Below are 15908 nucleotides of genomic sequence, written 5' to 3' on the forward strand. Positions count from 1 at the left end.
ATGTCTGACAAGATAGAACAACTGGCGCAGAGACTGCGTGAAGCCGAGCAACAGAACCTGCCAATCTCACCACTGTGTGACGAGATCGAAGGCGCTGATGTAGAGCAAGCTTACGCTATCCAACGTTTGAATGTATCCGTGGCGGTCGAGCAAGGTCGTCGCATCGTAGGGCGTAAAATCGGTCTGACTAACCCTAAAGTTCAGGCACAGCTGGGCGTCGATCAACCTGACTTTGGCACTCTGTTTGCCGACATGTGTGTCGGTGACAATGAAGTGGTGCCATATGAAGCGGTCATGCAGCCAAAAATTGAAGCGGAAATCGCGCTTATTTTGGCGAAAGACTTACCGCAAAGTGACCCTACTATTGGCGAAGTAATGGATGCGATTGGTTGGGTTGTACCTGCTTTAGAAATCGTTGGTAGCCGCATTCGTGACTGGGATATTAAGTTTGTTGATACCGTGGCGGACAACGCTTCGAGTGGTTTGTATGTACTGGGCGGGCCAGCTCGAACAGTAGACGGCCTAGATTTTCGTGGTGCAACGATGACGATGTCACGCAACAACGAGGTTGTATCCCAAGGCGACGGTTCCGAGTGTCTTGGTAACCCATTAAATGCGGCAGTTTGGTTAGCTCGTACCATGAGCGCTTTTGGCGAGCCATTGCGTGCTGGTGACGTTGTGTTGACGGGTGCATTGGGCCCGATGGCAGCGGTGCAGCCGGGTGACAAATTTGATGCCGAAATAACAGGAGTTGGTCGTGTGTCAGTCTCCTTTACCGAACAAAAGGAGAGTGAAAAATGAAAACCATGAAGGTAGCGATTATTGGTTCAGGCAATATCGGCACTGACTTAATGATAAAAGTGCTGCGCAATAGCCAACATTTGACCATGAGTGTGATGGTTGGGATTGACCCTGAATCGGATGGCCTGGCCAGAGCACGTCGAATGGGTGTGACAACCACGCATGAGGGTGTGGAAGGACTGATTAATTTACCAGAGTTTAATGATATCGATATCGTTTTTGATGCAACGTCGGCCAACGCGCACATTAGTAACGATGCCATTCTGCGCAAGGCAAAACCTGGCATCAGGCTCATTGATTTGACCCCGGCAGCGATTGGCCCTTATTGTGTTCCAGTCGTGAATCTGGAGCAAAACCTGTCGAAGAATAACGTTAATATGGTCACTTGTGGCGGTCAGGCAACGATTCCTGTTGTCGCGGCTGTAGCGCAAGTAGCAACCGTGCACTACGCAGAAATTATTGCTTCGATCAGCAGTAAATCGGCAGGACCGGGGACTCGCGCTAATATTGACGAGTTTACCGAAACCACTTCTAAAGCCATTGAAACGGTAGGTGGCGCGAAGAAAGGTAAAGCGATCATCATTCTTAACCCAGCAGAACCACCTCTGATGATGCGTGACACTATCCATGTACTATGTGACAGCAAAGATGAAAACAAAGTCCGTGCTTCAATAGAAGAAATGGTCAGTGCGGTTCAGAGTTACGTGCAGGGTTATCGTCTAAAACAAGCGGTTCAGTTTGAAGTGATTCCGGAAGATCAGCCCGTTACGCTTCCGGGTTACGGTAAGTTCAGTGGACTTAAGGTATCGGTTTTTATTGAGGTTGAAGGGGCAGCTCATTATCTCCCTGCTTATGCTGGCAACCTCGACATTATGACTTGTGCGGCTATGGCGACCGCAGAACGTATCGCTCAATCTTGTCTAAACCAATAAGGAAGACCCTCATGAATGAACAAAAACTGTATATCTCAGATGTGACATTGCGTGATGGTTGCCATGCGGTTCGTCACCAGTACTCCATTGTTCAAGTGAAGTCGATAGCACGTGCGCTTGATAAAGCCAAAGTTGACTCAATCGAAGTTGCTCACGGTGACGGTTTACAAGGTTCTAGTTTCAACTATGGCTTTGGTGCTCACACCGATCTCGAGTGGATTGAAGCGGTTGCAGAAGAGCTTAGTTACGCAAAAGTCGCGACATTATTACTGCCGGGAATTGGTAGTGTTCACGATCTTGATAACGCTTATAACGCAGGTGCGCGAATCGTACGTGTTGCAACTCACTGTACCGAAGCCGATGTTTCCCGTCAGCACATTGAGCATGCACGTAAGCTAGGTATGGATACCGTTGGCTTTTTAATGATGAGCCACATGACAACGCCACAGAACTTAGCTCTGGAAGCGAAAAAAATGGAAAGCTACGGCGCTACCTGTATTTACGTGGTGGACTCGGGCGGTGCGATGACCATGCAGGACATTCGTGATCGCTTCCGAGCCCTGAAAGAGGTGCTGGACCCGAAAACAGAAACCGGTATTCATGCTCATCACAATTTGAGCTTGGGCGTAGCCAACAGTTTGGTGGCGGTTGAAGAGGGTTGTAATCGTATCGATGCGAGTTTGTCCGGCATGGGCGCGGGGGCAGGTAATGCACCACTGGAGGCCTTTATCGCAGCAGCAGACAAACTTGGCTGGAACCATGGCACTGATTTGTACGCATTGATGGACGCTGCGGATGACATCGTACGACCACTGCAAGAGCGTCCGGTTCGTGTTGACCGTGAAACGCTTGCGCTTGGCTATGCCGGTGTTTACTCAAGTTTCTTACGTCATGCTGAGAGAGCAGCAGAGCGTTACGGTTTAAATACCGTGGATATTCTGGTTGAGCTTGGTAAGCGACGCATGGTCGGTGGACAAGAGGACATGATCGTCGACGTTGCGCTTGATTTGCTGAAAAGCCGGTAGTCGTTCTCGCTGCAAAAAACACTCATTAAATAATAAATATTAAGAGCCGGTGCTCCATACCGATACCGGCCATCCCTACATGGAGTGAGGAATATGTCTAATCCAATACGTGAAGCAGAGTTGAAACAGAAAAAACGTGAAAGCCGCCGTGCGGTGATTTCAAGTTATCTTGGTTCAACGGTCGAATACTATGACTTTCTGTTATACGGAAGCGCAGCAAGTCTGGTGTTTCCAGCATTATTCTTTAGCGACTTAGACCCAAGTCTGGGTATCATTCTGTCGTTTCTTACCTTAGCGACAGGTTATATCGCAAGGCCAATAGGTGGTCTTCTTTTTGGTCACTTCGGCGACAAATACGGCCGTAAACAGATCTTATTTATCACTCTTATGGTGATGGGGATCGTATCTATATTGATTGGCTTGCTGCCGACTTACCAAACTATCGGTATCGCAGCACCCGTTGCACTACTTCTATTGAGAATTTTGCAGGGTCTGGCCGTTGGTGGGGAATGGGCTGGTGCAACCCTGATGGCGATGGAACACTCAGGTAAAAAGTCCAAAGGCTTGGGAGCAAGTATCGCGGTTTCAGGCGGGCCTTCTGGCGCTGTACTCGCGACTCTGGTTTTGGGTGGATTCTCGTTAATGCCAGAAGAGCAGTTTATGAGCTGGGGCTGGCGTATACCGTTTCTGTTGTCTGCGTTACTGGTTGTGATTGGCTTGTATTTACGTCACAGGGTCACAGAATCGCCTGACTTTGAACAGGCAAAAGCCAAAGAAGCACAAAAATCTGAGTCGACCAGCGTGCCAATTGTTGAGCTATTTCGTAGTTCATCAAAAGAGATTGGCTTAGGCACCTTATCTGGTATCGCGCCACTTTTTATTCAATCTCTGTTAGCGACTTTTGCGCTCACTTACGCAGTGTCAATTGGTCACACTCGCAGTGATGCCTTATTAATGCTGACTATTGCTAATACGCTGCATATATTCACCATTCCTCTTATGGCAGCAATTTCCGACCGCTATGGTCGTCGTCCAGTTATGCTTACTGGTGTTGTACTTGGTATGATTTTGATTTGGCCAATGTTCGAATTAATCAGTCATGAAAACCCGTGGATGATGTTGCTGGGCTTTATTATCGGAAATCATATCATCCAGGCGGTCATGTATGGACCTATGGGGGCATTCATCAGCGAGAAATTTACTACTCGTACGCGTTACACTGGGTTGTCATTAACATATCAATTAACTTCACTCATTGGTGCCGGCTTTACGCCAATTATCGCTCAGGCCTTACTTGATCAGGCCGGTGGCGGGACGAACACTCACTACATTGCGATACTGTTCTGTGTGTTATGTGCAGTAACGGGTATTGGCGTGTACTTGTCCAAAGAAACGGCTGCAGTTAAACAAGACACGGTATCGCTACATGCAAAGGCGAAAGAAGCGATATAAATCGTTTGAGCAATGTAGAGCGCTTTTGCTTAGTTAAGCACTAAATAGGTGTCAGCTACGAACTAAGGCAGAGAAATTTGCCTTAGTTCGTAATACCAAAAATGATTTTGATTTCTTAGGCAGGAAATAATAAACGAGATGGACGAAAACAGTTTTATTCAATTCGGCGCTTCTTCTAAATTGATAAATGTTGCTTGAGCAATGGCAACGCCTTTTTCATCGCTTCGTATCCGGCCATTGTGGCTGCCGTACGCTCTGACATTCCTCCAAAATTAACCAAACTTGGATCGGGTGCAACTGGCCATATAACGATATCTGCACTGTCGATTTCATCTTTAGTTGCTACGCAACTCTGGAGCCAGAAAGTATTCGCCATGGCATCAATCGCATTGTATTTCAGCGGTGGCGGCAAACTACAGAATACATCCACGGCGATAACGATATCCGCGCCTAACTGACGAGCGGCGTACACTGGAACCAGTGATAGAATGCCGCCATCAACCAAAATCTCATTATTGTAATGTACGGGTACAAATACTCCGGGAACACTGGATGAGGTTTGTACTGCCCTTCCAATATTGCCCTTTGTAAACATGACCGCTTTCTTCTGGGTTAAATTTGTGGCCACAATGCCTGTGGTAATCGGGAGATCCCGGAGATCGTCGTATCCGGTTTGCTCATTCACCCATTTTGCTAGTGCCTTGCCTTTGATTAGTCCTGCGCGAGAAAGGCTAATATCGACGATTTCGTGTTCGGTAAATTCGAACATTTTACGTTCTATTTCTGGGTATGTGTTACAGCTGTATAGTGTTGCTGCAATTGACCCTACCGACGTACCAGTAACGATATCGGCTTTGATACCAGCTTCGTTAAGTGCCTTTATTACCCCAAGGTGCATCATGCCGCGAGCAGCTCCACCACCAAAGGCGATGGCCAGTTTAGGTTTGCTGCCTTGTTCGCCTTGTTTATCAGCGGGAGAGGTTAAAACAGTCGGCGTTTTCTCTATTTCCTCAAACATCAGTTCATTATATTGATTGCCGCTGGTACAACCGTACAACACAGTAAACAGAAGTGGGACAATCAATAGACGAATCACTTTTTTGAAAGAATGGACGCTAGTCATTAGCAATACCTAATTGTTTTAAATCCTGGTTATCCTGTAGCTCTGCGTACTGCGCAATGACAGGAAATTTAGTGTGGTCGATACGCTCAGCCCAAATGTGTTTTGGTATGTGATTAAACGTCTGTGCGTATTTAGGTGATATTTCGAGTACCAGTTTGGCAATGCTGTCGAGATCTAATGATTCAGCAGACGATGGTAAAGACAGTACTGTAGCGGCAGATTGAGCAAGATTCTGCAGGCTAGGACTCTGTTCCCCTAATAGATCTGGTGTTAGCAGGTAAGGGGTTTGTTGGTCACCAAGGTCATAGTGACGCTGGAGAACCATATACTTGTTTGGAATAGACTCTTGTGAATTCCACCATTTACCGTCCACGGCGGCCAGTACCAGTTTTGCTTCTGACTTACCAACGATGCCAAGCTTCAGCAAACTTGCGTTTAATAGCAGGCTGACGTTTTGGTTGTAGTCTTTTTGACTTAGCACCTTATGTTGTTGAATAAGGTTAAGGATGATTTTTGCGCCCAGCATGTTGGAATACAGATCTTCAAGAGAATAGGCCGAAATGGTTTCAGGCCATCCGGAAAAGCTCGCATAGCCGTGCCACTGGGCAATTTCGTGTGATTCAGCTTTGAAGTAGGCTAAGCGTGCTGCAATATGCGCGGCTAAAGACCACCTTTGCTCATCCGTTAGCGTGGATGTGTTAAATGGTGACATCTCGATGTATCTCGGCCCCAACTCGTCAGGCAGTTCAATTCGATGGGCTTGCCCTAGGTTATCGAGTATCTCAAAAAATAATCCCATGGTGTCATCGGCGGTATCTCGCACATGGGCGAGGTCGATGAAACCACCTTTTTGCGTGTACAGGATGCCGTTATTTTCTCCGCCGCCATGCCCTAATGCAGAAGAAGACGACGGTGTGTAATGATATATTCCGCTGGCAAACTTGTGCGGCCCAATGTCCTCTAACTCAACGACATTGTTCAATCGGAAAAAAGGTACCGGAACAGGTCCGAATTTCACTTTTTGCATATCGCCAAAGGCACAGCATGGACGAACGTTCTGCGGTACCTTCAAGTCCGGTAGGCTAGATTCATTCAGAAACCAGGTTTCATTTGAAGTTTCCACGCCGGCTAACATGTCTGCGGCCTGATTTAAGCTTGGGGCAGGGTGGATTTCCCAATTGCTTGATGAGCATCCAGCCAGAAAGTAACACAGGGCGATAGTATAAAAGGGTTTAAAAAGTAAACGGTTCATTTCAGTTAAAACGCTTCATTAATTGCAAAGTAAAAACCGCTTTGATCGTTACCAAAGCCCATATCTAAACGCAGGTTAACTCGCTGCTTGATTTCAAATCGGTAGCCAACGCCGATAGAGTAAAGCCACTTATCTTGACCCAGTTGATCAAATTCCTCGGCTAAGGTGCCAGCTCCTAACCAGTACACCATGCCGTGGCGGCCGGATAGAGGCTGCCGGTACTCCATTTGCGAGATAAGCATGTTCCTGTCACGGTACTGGCCTTGCTCGTAGCCTCGAAGCACTTCCGCACCACCGAGCATTACCATTTGATCCCAGCTGACATCGCCCGAATTCGATTCAGCGCGAACCTGCCACGCCAGCACACCGGGAATGGTCGATAGATTGTGGTAGTCGCTGTAGTTGAGCTTTATTCGTTCAAAATCATTGTCTGAGCCTAATTCAGTACTGAAGTGATGGTACTCAAGTTCAATTAGCCTTCCTTTGGATGCATTAAGTGCAAAATCCCGAGAGTCGTAAGTCAGACTGAGCAAGGCTCCAACGTTGCGTTGCGTTTCTGGAAACAGGGCCAAATCATCACCAATCCAAGGAGTGTTAGTTTCCTCTTGTTTGGCGTTGGACGCTTCATTGTGGGAAAAGGAGAGACCCAGTCCTAAATAGGTATAGGGCAGTACACGTGCCATGCCAGTGATCGACGCTGAATAGCTTTGTCGGTCATAGTTAACTCTTTCGTTATGCATTCCGGCATCAACACCAAAGCCATGAAAGACATCGGGAGAATTGGTCAGTTCTGCACCTACAAATAAACGGTACCTATCGTTTATCAGGTAGTTGGCATTATTAATCGCAACGCCATATGCGCCGTTTATCGACCCAAAACCATTAATGGTTATTGAGCTTGGTTGTGAGTCAGTATCATTTATATCTGGCTTATAGAGCCCTACTGCCGACACACCAATACCAAACTTTTTCTCGGGTGTATAAAAGGGCCCGGGCATCACGCTCCAGTCGACCCCTTTAGTAGGATCAAACTGGCCATCTGCACCCAGCTCCAGCAGCAAATCTTCAAGCCAAACCTGATATTGCTCATGCATGGTTAGCTCTTGCTTGGCGGCTTCAGGTTCTGCTATCGCGGCGAAAGTTGTACCCGCCATGCATAAGTAAACCACAGGAAGTATTTTTTTCATTATTTTCAATGCCTAGAATCGACGTCCTAGTGAAAAGAACAGAGTCTCACGTTCCCCAAATCCCGCTTCCATCAAGATTTCCCAGTCTTTGTTAAAGGCGTATTGGAATCCAACCACACCGTTCCAGTTCTCATCTGCACTTTGACTAACGTGGAAGCCTGCATCTGGACTCAGGTGATCGACGAGTTCATGGATTTCTCGTGGTAGATTTAAGCTTTTTAGATCACCAGACAGTTCTTGCTGAACATTCTGGTACATGGCACCTGCAAATACTCGAAGCTCACGACTGCCATCATATTGCCAGCGATACCCGACGCGAGGAGCGGCTACGAAGGTTTTGATGTTGCCATCAATGGCTGCAATGCTGGTGTAGGTGTAGTTCATGTCGAGTAGTGCGAACCAATTTCCCAAGCCTCCTGCCAATGTGGTACCAGCGCCATAGGTTCCGCCGTCCATATCCAGCTCGAAAACCGCATTGTCCGGTAGGCTGTCACCGGCAGCGTCGAGTAAGGAGCATAGGGCTTTATTACCAATCCCTAGTACGGAAGACTTATCGCAACCTAGTGAGTTGATTTTTGCCGTGCTAGTGCCTTGGGTGTACCCAATGATGCCGTAAATATTCATGAATGGAAAAATCCACACATCACCACGTAGCGTAATATTCGAGCCTTTGAAATCAGCATGGTGAGCATCTATATCAAGGGCTTCAAGGACTGGGTGCCCAGTCAGATCAATACTGTTGACTGTAATAGGGTTGCTCATGTCCATGTATGAAAGTGACAGGCCATAAGGCTTGGGTAGTGTATAACCTCGCTTCGCTGCTTCATCTCCCCATATGGGAAAAAAGGATTCTTGCGAAAAACTCAATGGTGTAAATAAAACGGTGAAAGACAGTAAGATTTTTACTTTCAAAATAATATCTCTTCAAGTTGGTTAAATACCTTTCTATGAGAAGTTCGCATGTATTAATAAATTCATATTATTTGTTAATAAGATGTTTTAATGAGGTATTTAAAATAAATATAAAATCGGAATGGCATTAAACCTATGCGATTGTAATTACATATGGGTTAATTTCCATATAGTCATGTGGTGATAAAGTACTGTATGGAAAATTTTATTTAATATTTTTATTTAAAATTAACTTTTATTAATTATCTTTGTTTTTACGAGTGCTAATTTTTTATTCTGACGTTTGGAAAATAGATCGGAAAATATTTTCCCAATCAGAAGGAGAATTAAAATATTTGTCAGCATCAGAATTGGTGTTTCAATTCTATATGTTGGGGTCAGGTTTAGAGCTCCAGATGTAAGTACGACCAATAGGTTAATCCCTAGAATTCGATGAATCATCATTGTCGGTGCTGAAAAAACCGTCCATATAACTATTGTGTTAATGAAGTAGAATAGTGCCAACTGCCATAGTTCGGTCATGAGTGGCATCAAAAAAACATACTCAAACAAAATTACTGTACCTGTACCGATGACACCAAAGAAAGCATCTTTGATTACACTTGGTGGCATTGTCGGTAATATGCAAGAAAAAATACCTACAATCATTGGGAAAATGATGCCGCCTGGTACTGGCAGATAAATCCAAACGAGTAATGATGTTATGAACATCGAAACGCCCTGAATCACTTTACGTCTATCTTCTTTGATGTGCTGCATAAACGTGCGTTGCTTTTGATTCAATGACGATTTAACGCTTTCTTTTACATTGCCATTGTTATAACTAATGAGAGACGTTTGAGGTTTGTCTACATAAAAGTTTTCTAATTTTTCGGCCAACGTTTTCCAATCCGTGTTGTTTACACTTGAGTTATATACTCTATCCAGCAACCTTTCTTGGATTTGCGTCATTTCATCGACTCTATCAAGCCATGCACCTCGGTACTGCCTAAGTTGATAACTGCCTTTTAATGGCAGGTTTAATAGTTGGTACAACTTGCTGATATTTCCTGCATTAGCTTCTAGAGCTGCAATATTGAAATCGTGTTGGTTTTTAAGTGCGTCCAGTAACATAGTTCGACTGTTTTCGAAACGTTGTATAAAGTTCTGCTCAGTGTTAACAGGCCAAACAAGTCGATAAATCACGGAAAAGGTTATTACCCCTAATACGGTTTCTTGAAGTCTCAATACAGCGAAGTGGAATGTAGTCTGGTTATCAAATCCACCCATACAAGCGATGAGGGAGCACACTGTAAAAGCCATCGAAAATGTGTAGCCATATTTTTCGTTGCTCGACATCAAGATACATACCCCAAGAAACAGGGTGAGAAAACTAAGGAACCAGAATTGATCCTGAGGGAACAAAGCAACTAGAAAAAATGCGTAAGCGATCCCGACTAGCGTCCCCAGCACACGGTTGTACCCTTTATGGATAGAATGGGCGAAGCTTTCATTGAGTGCCATTACTGCAACCGCAATAGCTGCCCAATAAGGCTTTTCCCATTGAAACCATAAGGCAAGACAAATAGCCGTAACGATAGATAGAGCAACTTTTATTGCTTCTTTGCTCGACGAACTCAAAATGGTCTTTACCCAATCAGTGATTGATGATTTTGATGGATGCAGTCATACCTACGCGTAGCTGCAGATCTTCAGGGATTCTGTTCAGCTTGACCTTAATCGGAATACGCTGAGCTAAACGGATCCACTGAAAATTAGGGTTAACATTAGGTAGTAGGTCGTTCCCTGTGCTGCCGTCTTGTTTTGCAATGCCGAAGCTGATGCTCTTAATTTTGCCTTCTAAAACCACATTGTCGTGCATCAATAGAGTCACGTAGGCTTTATCGTCTGGGTTGATATCGGCTAGATCTGTTTCTTTAAAATAACCTTCAATCCAAAAGCTATTTTCATCAATGAGGGCAACGACTGGCGAGTTAGCCACGACTTGTGAGCCGACACGAACGTTTAGGTTAGTAATGTAGCCATCAGTAGGTGCGTAAACTTTGGTAAAGTCTAAGTTCAGTAGAGCCTCTTCGACATTGGCTTTCGCCAACTCGACATTAGCCACTGCACTTTCTACTGCGTTACTTAAGTTATTAAGTGTCAGCGTAGGTACGGCGCCAGGAGTGCGCTTTTCCAGTTTTTGAGCTCGTTGCTCTTCATTTTTTGCCTTAGCCAACTGTGCGGTAGCCTGTTTCTGACTAGCGAGCGCTTTGTGGTAGATCGCTTGATAAATACTTGCGTCAATCTCAAACAGCAAATCACCTTTTTTAACTTTTGAGTTATCCGTGACGTAAACATTCGTTACTTGTCCAGTCACGCGAGGCGTTACCGAGATAACATAGGCACTGACTTGGCCGTCTCGCGTCCAGGGGTTACTTGAATACGTCTGGTAGTGAGAATAGGCCACAGTACCCGCTGTACACAGCAAAATAAGAGTGATGAGATAACGTTTAATCACGGAAAGTTGCCCTCAGAAAATGGTGATGTAATGACCAATAATGCCAGTAAAAATAACGATTAGGCTCAGCTCTGCTAGAGCTGGGAATGCAACGTATTTATACAGACCCAATCGGGTAGCACATGAGGCAACCAATGTAGTCAGAACGTAAGCTAGCCCAATAACCAACAACAACGGTGGGAAATAAATCTCACCCCATACCAGCTCATGCGGCATTGTGTTCATGATTCTTGTCTCTGTTGTGTTTGATGAAGCTAAGATAAAGGAAGTGATGAAAGGCAGATAATCGCTTTTGTAGGATGCCATCCTACAAATCAGGATTGGCGAAATATAGAGCAAGTTCAATGCTATGACTCTGATTCAGAACTTTTGGTATGGGTCTTTCACTGGTGAAAGTATTAGCGTGTTAGGTGGGCCAATGACACGGTTCGAAATCTCATGAAATATTCCCAACAATTAACCAATTAGGCTCCTATCAGGCAATGAGGAGTTGATTCTTTGACTAAGATTAAACGAGGTAAGCATTCTTAATTGGGCATTGAGCTGACCGAAATCTTTGTAGTGTTGGCTGAGGAGATCAGTCCGAGAAAACACACGTAAATGTTAAACCGTTTGTAATGAATGGAGCCCGCTGAGTCTCCGTAACTGTTAGAGGTGTTTGTGATTAGGAAAAAGGAAATCTATTCATACATCATTGCATTCATGGCAATGATCGTCATGTCGATTACCATCTATCTTCTCACCAGTGAAGATGACACGGCATACTCTAGAGTTTTCAATAGCGATAGTTTCATAGAGACGGAAATACAATTTGACCAAAATTACGTTGTAAATTCTCATGACATTGGATTAGAGATTGAGAAGGTTACATCAGAGATCAAAAAGATGTCCTCTGATTTAGAGGGGATAAGCTTAGAGTACGCAGCACTTACCGAAGAAATTGAGGTGATAAAAAGCAATCTGGATTGGCTAAGTAAGACGACGTCTTTCGGATCTTACACTAGGAAAATGCTGCAAGAATTGCCTCAAAGAATAAATATTGAACGTCTTCAAGACTATCGTTCTCAGGTAAACATCAGAATTTACGAGATTACCAAGGCCGAAAGAGCTGCGAGTTTACCGAGTGGCGTCACTTCTAGCTCAGCGCAATATGTTGATTTAGACAAACTTAAGGAATTGATTTCTTTATACAAGGCTCTCTCAAATCAGGTAGAAACTTTGATTGCTGTGTCTGGTGATTACTCTGTTGCTCTGGAAAAAGCCAGAACCTTTCTTGAAGAGCGTCAAGTCTGGACCTACAGTAACTCGCCGATGTGGGAAAATCTTCTTAATCTTGACACCAAAAAAGTATTTGGTGTGGCATCTCCAATCAGTTCAATCTCTCGAAATGTCTATTTACCGAAGATTCAAGTTTCATTAGTTTATTTCGTCGTGCTTTCACTGATATTGCTTTTTTTAAATTGGTGGTCGAGGTTAAAACTTGATCTAGTCTCGCTGCGACAAGAAAAGGTGTTTGGCAACCCGTTAAAAGACAGTTTTTCAAACAGTATCATAGTCTTAACGATTACATTCGTTGCGTCATCTATTCTGCCGGCATTTTTCTTCACTTGCGTCTGGTTTATCGAGTTCATATGGGGTCATCAGTCATCAATTTTGTTTGATGAAGCCATGATTGCGAGTTTCACCCTGTTGTGGAGTGTGGCCTTTCTTTATCATTTGAGTAGAAAGAAAGGGATGCTTGAACTGCATTTTCGCTGGTCTAAGGAGGTGTGTAGTACGATTCATCATCGAGTAAGAGTCATAATGTTTCCTTTACTCGTGATTCTGGTTTGCTTCCACTTCTTCCGTTTGCTCGCTCAAGAAAATGATGCTGAAATTCTCCGCATCCTGTTTTTATTGATCGTCGTTTTCCTTTTTGTTCTATACCGTAGCGCATTAAATTTAAATGATATTAATGCTCATCTGCCTGCCTTTTTCCAATCGGGTATAGGTTTCTTTTTCATTTATTACTCAGTGTTGGGTTCGTATTTTGTTGTAATGATGACCGCTATATTGGGTTTATATGTCGCTTCGTGGAAGATACTCGTACTTCAACAATTGAATATATTCGCGTTAATCGGCGTTTTCTTGGTTTATCAGCTTGGCGAACGTTGGCTGATACTTGAGCAAAGGCAGTTAAGTTATCAGCGCTTTCTAGCAAGACGAGAAGAAAAGATCGCACGAGAAAATGAAGGGCTGCCTGAAGAAGCTTCTACATTCGATGCTGAAGAGAAGGGATTAGATAAGGAGGCCATCAGCGAGCAGTCTATGACGCTGTTGAAAGGACTATGTTTAGTCTTGTTAGTGACCGTGATCTCCACTATTTGGTCAAATCAGCTCGAGTTAACCAACTGGATGGATAACGTTGTCTTATGGCAGGCAACTCCATCTACGGGCAGCGGCACTGAACTGGTCGATATCACTTTGAAATCAGTAATGTATGCGCTGCTTACCTTGGTTGTTTCCTTCGTGAGTATCCGCAATATTCCTGGCCTATTAGAGTTGCTAGTTTTACGCAGGATGAGCCTGGCACCAGGAACGGGCTACACAATTACCACTTTACTTCGGTACTTAATACTGATGCTTGGTATTGCCATCGCCTTCACTACTATCGGGGTTGAATGGGAGCGCTTGCAATGGTTAGTTGCTGCAATAGGTGTAGGCTTGGGGTTTGGCTTACAGGAAATTTTTGCCAATTTTATTTCTGGACTGATACTGCTTTTTGAGAGACCAATAAGGATAGGTGACACAGTCACTATTAATGAGCTTTCAGGAACGGTTAGCAAAATTCAAACTCGTTCAACAACCATTATCGACTGGGACAATAAAGAGATTGTCGTCCCTAACAAAGTGTTCATTACAGATAAGCTTATCAACTGGTCACTAACCGATTCGGTTACCAGGGTTGTGATTCCTATTGGGGTAGCTTATGACTCGGATGTAAACTTAGTAGAAGATTTATTGTATCGTGCGGTGGAAGACACACCGCTTGTATTAAGCGTTCCAGCGCCGCGTGTGTACTTTTTGACTTTTGGCGAAAGCAGCTTGGACTTTGAACTTCGACTCCATATCAACTCAATCGATGATCGCTTACCAACACTCCATTTAGTAAACAAAAAAATTAATCAGTTATTCAAAGAGAATAATGTTGAAATCTCTTATCCTCAACTGGACCTGCATATGAAGGATAAGTAGAAGAAAATTCCCACGTTTTCGTCGAATTGGATACTTAAATCTAAATGAGGGAGTGGCCTTTTAGGTAAACTTTGCCGTTTGACTAAACTCTTGTTTGGTCTATCTCTGTTCTCAATTTGTTCCAATCCATATCGTCGTATGTACTTTCAAAGCTCACTCATCCCTAGCATGTTCTTTTCTGCAAGTTGATCGCTTTCTTCCGATTTGCACGATAGTGCTCATCTGCTTATGTAGGATTCGATCCTACATAAGCGATTGGTTGAGAGAGTACTTTTCGACGATACTGGCCACACAAACGAGCAACATTGTAGTGATGTCATGAAATGCAAAGTTCATATATGCCAGTTTGGGGGAGTGGTGAGCTTAGAACTGACTCCGTTAACGCCTCGGTTGAGTTGGTTAATGGCAATCAAGTCGTAAAGGCTGGTTACGTCATTAACATTTCAAGGGTCGACATATATGAAGTGGACTGATCAGAGTGATTTAACGTTGTTGTTGAGCGAAGTATTCAACGACGAGACATACAGCTATAAGTTAATCAGGTTTATTTATGAAAGGTATAATTTTAATTAAAACACAAGGTATGTCTGGGCATTTAGTGAACAGTTCTACAGTTTTTCCGGTTCAACGAATGGGGGTGGACATGTGGCAAATTCACACCGTTCAGGATCCTAACCGTGCTAACAATGATGAAGTATGTATCGGGAGCATCATTCCTACTGACGATATTCAAATGTTGATTGATGGTTTGGACAATAGCGGTCAGCTATCAAAATGTAGCGCGGTGATATCCGGGTATCAGACTGGAACCAGGCATTGCGATGCGATTTGTGAGGTTGTTTCCCGAATGAAGGCGAAAAGTCATCAATCACTTTATGTCTGTGACCCGGAGTTAAACGATACCGTAGCAGATAAGGATACGTTGCTTGAACATTTAATGCTGATGGCTGACGTTATTGTATCAACTCAATATGTATTAGAGCAATTTACCGGAATTCCGATTAGCAGTATTGAATCCGCCGTTGAAGCATGCAAAAAAGCATTGGATTTGGGGCCGAAGATCATCCTTGTGAAAAACCTAAAGGTCGAGTGTGATGAAGTATTCACAATGATGCTAGCTACACGTAAAGCTATCTATTTGGGACAGAGACCAATGCTGGACTTCAAGACACAACTGATTGGCGTGGGTGATTTAATAACTGCAGTCTTTACCGCGTGTTTGGTTAAGCGGATGTCCCCGGTTGCTGTGTTTCGTCATACAGCCAACGCTGTTTATGGCGTACTTGAGCTAACTTGTGACAGTGGGAGTTCAGAGATTGAAACGATCGCTGGCCAAGATGAATTTGTAGAGCCTACGTTTGATTTTCCCGTGAAAAAGCTTATGGCTTTATAAACAGATTAGATATGAGGATTGGCAGATGGTGAGTCAAGAAACTGGTTGATTGTCACATCTCACCATTACCAATGACACGACTATTAGCGGTAGTGAT

Annotated in this window: 13 protein-coding genes; 6 read left to right on the forward strand and 7 right to left on the reverse strand. The window is 44.1% G+C overall.

All coding sequences use genetic code 11. The features are described 5' to 3' along the window. From mhpD to ACWYU8_RS12675, 4 genes are all read left to right on the forward strand, one after another. On the forward strand, window positions 1-801 hold the full coding sequence (mhpD, locus tag ACWYU8_RS12660; RefSeq protein ID WP_457519914.1) for a 2-keto-4-pentenoate hydratase: 801 nt from the start codon (window positions 1-3) through the stop codon (window positions 799-801). Next, on the forward strand, window positions 798-1733 hold the full coding sequence (locus ACWYU8_RS12665; RefSeq protein WP_457519916.1) for an acetaldehyde dehydrogenase (acetylating): 936 nt from the start codon (window positions 798-800) through the stop codon (window positions 1731-1733). The genes mhpD and ACWYU8_RS12665 overlap by 4 nt, the downstream gene beginning before the upstream one ends. A gap of 11 nt (window positions 1734-1744) precedes the next feature. After that, window positions 1745-2758: a 4-hydroxy-2-oxovalerate aldolase gene (gene dmpG / locus ACWYU8_RS12670; RefSeq protein ID WP_457519918.1), complete on the forward strand. Its 1014-nt coding sequence runs from the start codon at window positions 1745-1747 to the stop codon at window positions 2756-2758. A 93-nt stretch (window positions 2759-2851) separates the two neighbouring features. Then, on the forward strand, window positions 2852-4210 hold the full coding sequence (locus ACWYU8_RS12675; RefSeq protein ID WP_457519920.1) for an MFS transporter: 1359 nt from the start codon (window positions 2852-2854) through the stop codon (window positions 4208-4210). Window positions 4211-4385: 175 nt separating this feature from the next. Here the strand turns inward: ACWYU8_RS12675 and ACWYU8_RS12680 are convergent, their stop codons facing one another. The 7 genes from ACWYU8_RS12680 to ACWYU8_RS12710 form a co-directional block, all read right to left on the reverse strand. Continuing rightward, window positions 4386-5333: a patatin-like phospholipase family protein gene (locus ACWYU8_RS12680; protein ID WP_457519922.1), complete on the reverse strand. Its 948-nt coding sequence runs from the start codon at window positions 5331-5333 to the stop codon at window positions 4386-4388. Beyond that, window positions 5326-6585, reverse strand: a complete 1260-nt coding sequence (locus ACWYU8_RS12685; protein ID WP_457519924.1) for a DUF4056 domain-containing protein — start codon at window positions 6583-6585, stop codon at window positions 5326-5328. Before ACWYU8_RS12685 ends, ACWYU8_RS12680 begins: the two co-directional genes overlap by 8 nt. 5 nt (window positions 6586-6590) lie before the next feature. Then, the gene (locus ACWYU8_RS12690) at window positions 6591-7772 is read right to left on the reverse strand and encodes a BamA/TamA family outer membrane protein (protein WP_457519926.1); all 1182 of its coding nucleotides are present in this window, start codon (window positions 7770-7772) and stop codon (window positions 6591-6593) included. 12 nt (window positions 7773-7784) lie between these two features. Further along, window positions 7785-8684: a hypothetical protein gene (locus ACWYU8_RS12695; protein WP_457519928.1), complete on the reverse strand. Its 900-nt coding sequence runs from the start codon at window positions 8682-8684 to the stop codon at window positions 7785-7787. A 228-nt stretch (window positions 8685-8912) separates the two neighbouring features. After that, entirely contained in the window at window positions 8913-10307 is a 1395-nt protein-coding gene (locus ACWYU8_RS12700) for an FUSC family protein (RefSeq protein WP_457520191.1), read from the reverse strand. 13 nt (window positions 10308-10320) lie between these two features. Continuing rightward, window positions 10321-11184: an HlyD family secretion protein gene (locus ACWYU8_RS12705; RefSeq protein ID WP_457519929.1), complete on the reverse strand. Its 864-nt coding sequence runs from the start codon at window positions 11182-11184 to the stop codon at window positions 10321-10323. 12 nt (window positions 11185-11196) lie between these two features. Beyond that, window positions 11197-11409 (reverse strand): DUF1656 domain-containing protein, encoded by a 213-nt coding sequence (locus ACWYU8_RS12710; protein ID WP_444492528.1) that lies wholly within the window; start codon window positions 11407-11409, stop codon window positions 11197-11199. Window positions 11410-11844: 435 nt separating this feature from the next. Between ACWYU8_RS12710 and ACWYU8_RS12715 the strand changes: the two genes are divergently transcribed. Next, entirely contained in the window at window positions 11845-14418 is a 2574-nt protein-coding gene (locus ACWYU8_RS12715; protein ID WP_457519931.1) for a mechanosensitive ion channel domain-containing protein, read from the forward strand. Window positions 14419-14968: 550 nt separating this feature from the next. Continuing rightward, window positions 14969-15811 carry a pyridoxal kinase gene (gene pdxY, locus ACWYU8_RS12720; protein ID WP_457519933.1) on the forward strand — a complete coding sequence of 281 codons (843 nt, stop codon included), beginning with the start codon at window positions 14969-14971 and terminating at the stop codon, window positions 15809-15811. The last annotated feature ends 97 nt before the right edge of the window (window positions 15812-15908 follow it).

The organism is Vibrio limimangrovi (assembly GCF_054064025.1).

Bases quoted from the DNA above. Each gene is read 5' to 3' on its own strand.
- dmpG (WP_457519918.1), top strand. From the start codon at position 1,745: ATGAATGAACAAAAACTGTATATCTCAGATGTGACATTGCGTGATGGT.
- ACWYU8_RS12665 (WP_457519916.1), top strand. From the start codon at position 798: ATGAAAACCATGAAGGTAGCGATTATTGGTTCAGGCAATATCGGCACT.
- ACWYU8_RS12685 (WP_457519924.1), bottom strand. From the start codon at position 6,585: ATGAACCGTTTACTTTTTAAACCCTTTTATACTATCGCCCTGTGTTAC.
- ACWYU8_RS12690 (WP_457519926.1), bottom strand. From the start codon at position 7,772: ATGAAAAAAATACTTCCTGTGGTTTACTTATGCATGGCGGGTACAACT.
- mhpD (WP_457519914.1), top strand. From the start codon at position 1: ATGTCTGACAAGATAGAACAACTGGCGCAGAGACTGCGTGAAGCCGAG.
- ACWYU8_RS12675 (WP_457519920.1), top strand. From the start codon at position 2,852: ATGTCTAATCCAATACGTGAAGCAGAGTTGAAACAGAAAAAACGTGAA.
- pdxY (WP_457519933.1), top strand. From the start codon at position 14,969: ATGAAAGGTATAATTTTAATTAAAACACAAGGTATGTCTGGGCATTTA.
- ACWYU8_RS12680 (WP_457519922.1), bottom strand. From the start codon at position 5,333: ATGACTAGCGTCCATTCTTTCAAAAAAGTGATTCGTCTATTGATTGTC.
- ACWYU8_RS12710 (WP_444492528.1), bottom strand. From the start codon at position 11,409: ATGAACACAATGCCGCATGAGCTGGTATGGGGTGAGATTTATTTCCCA.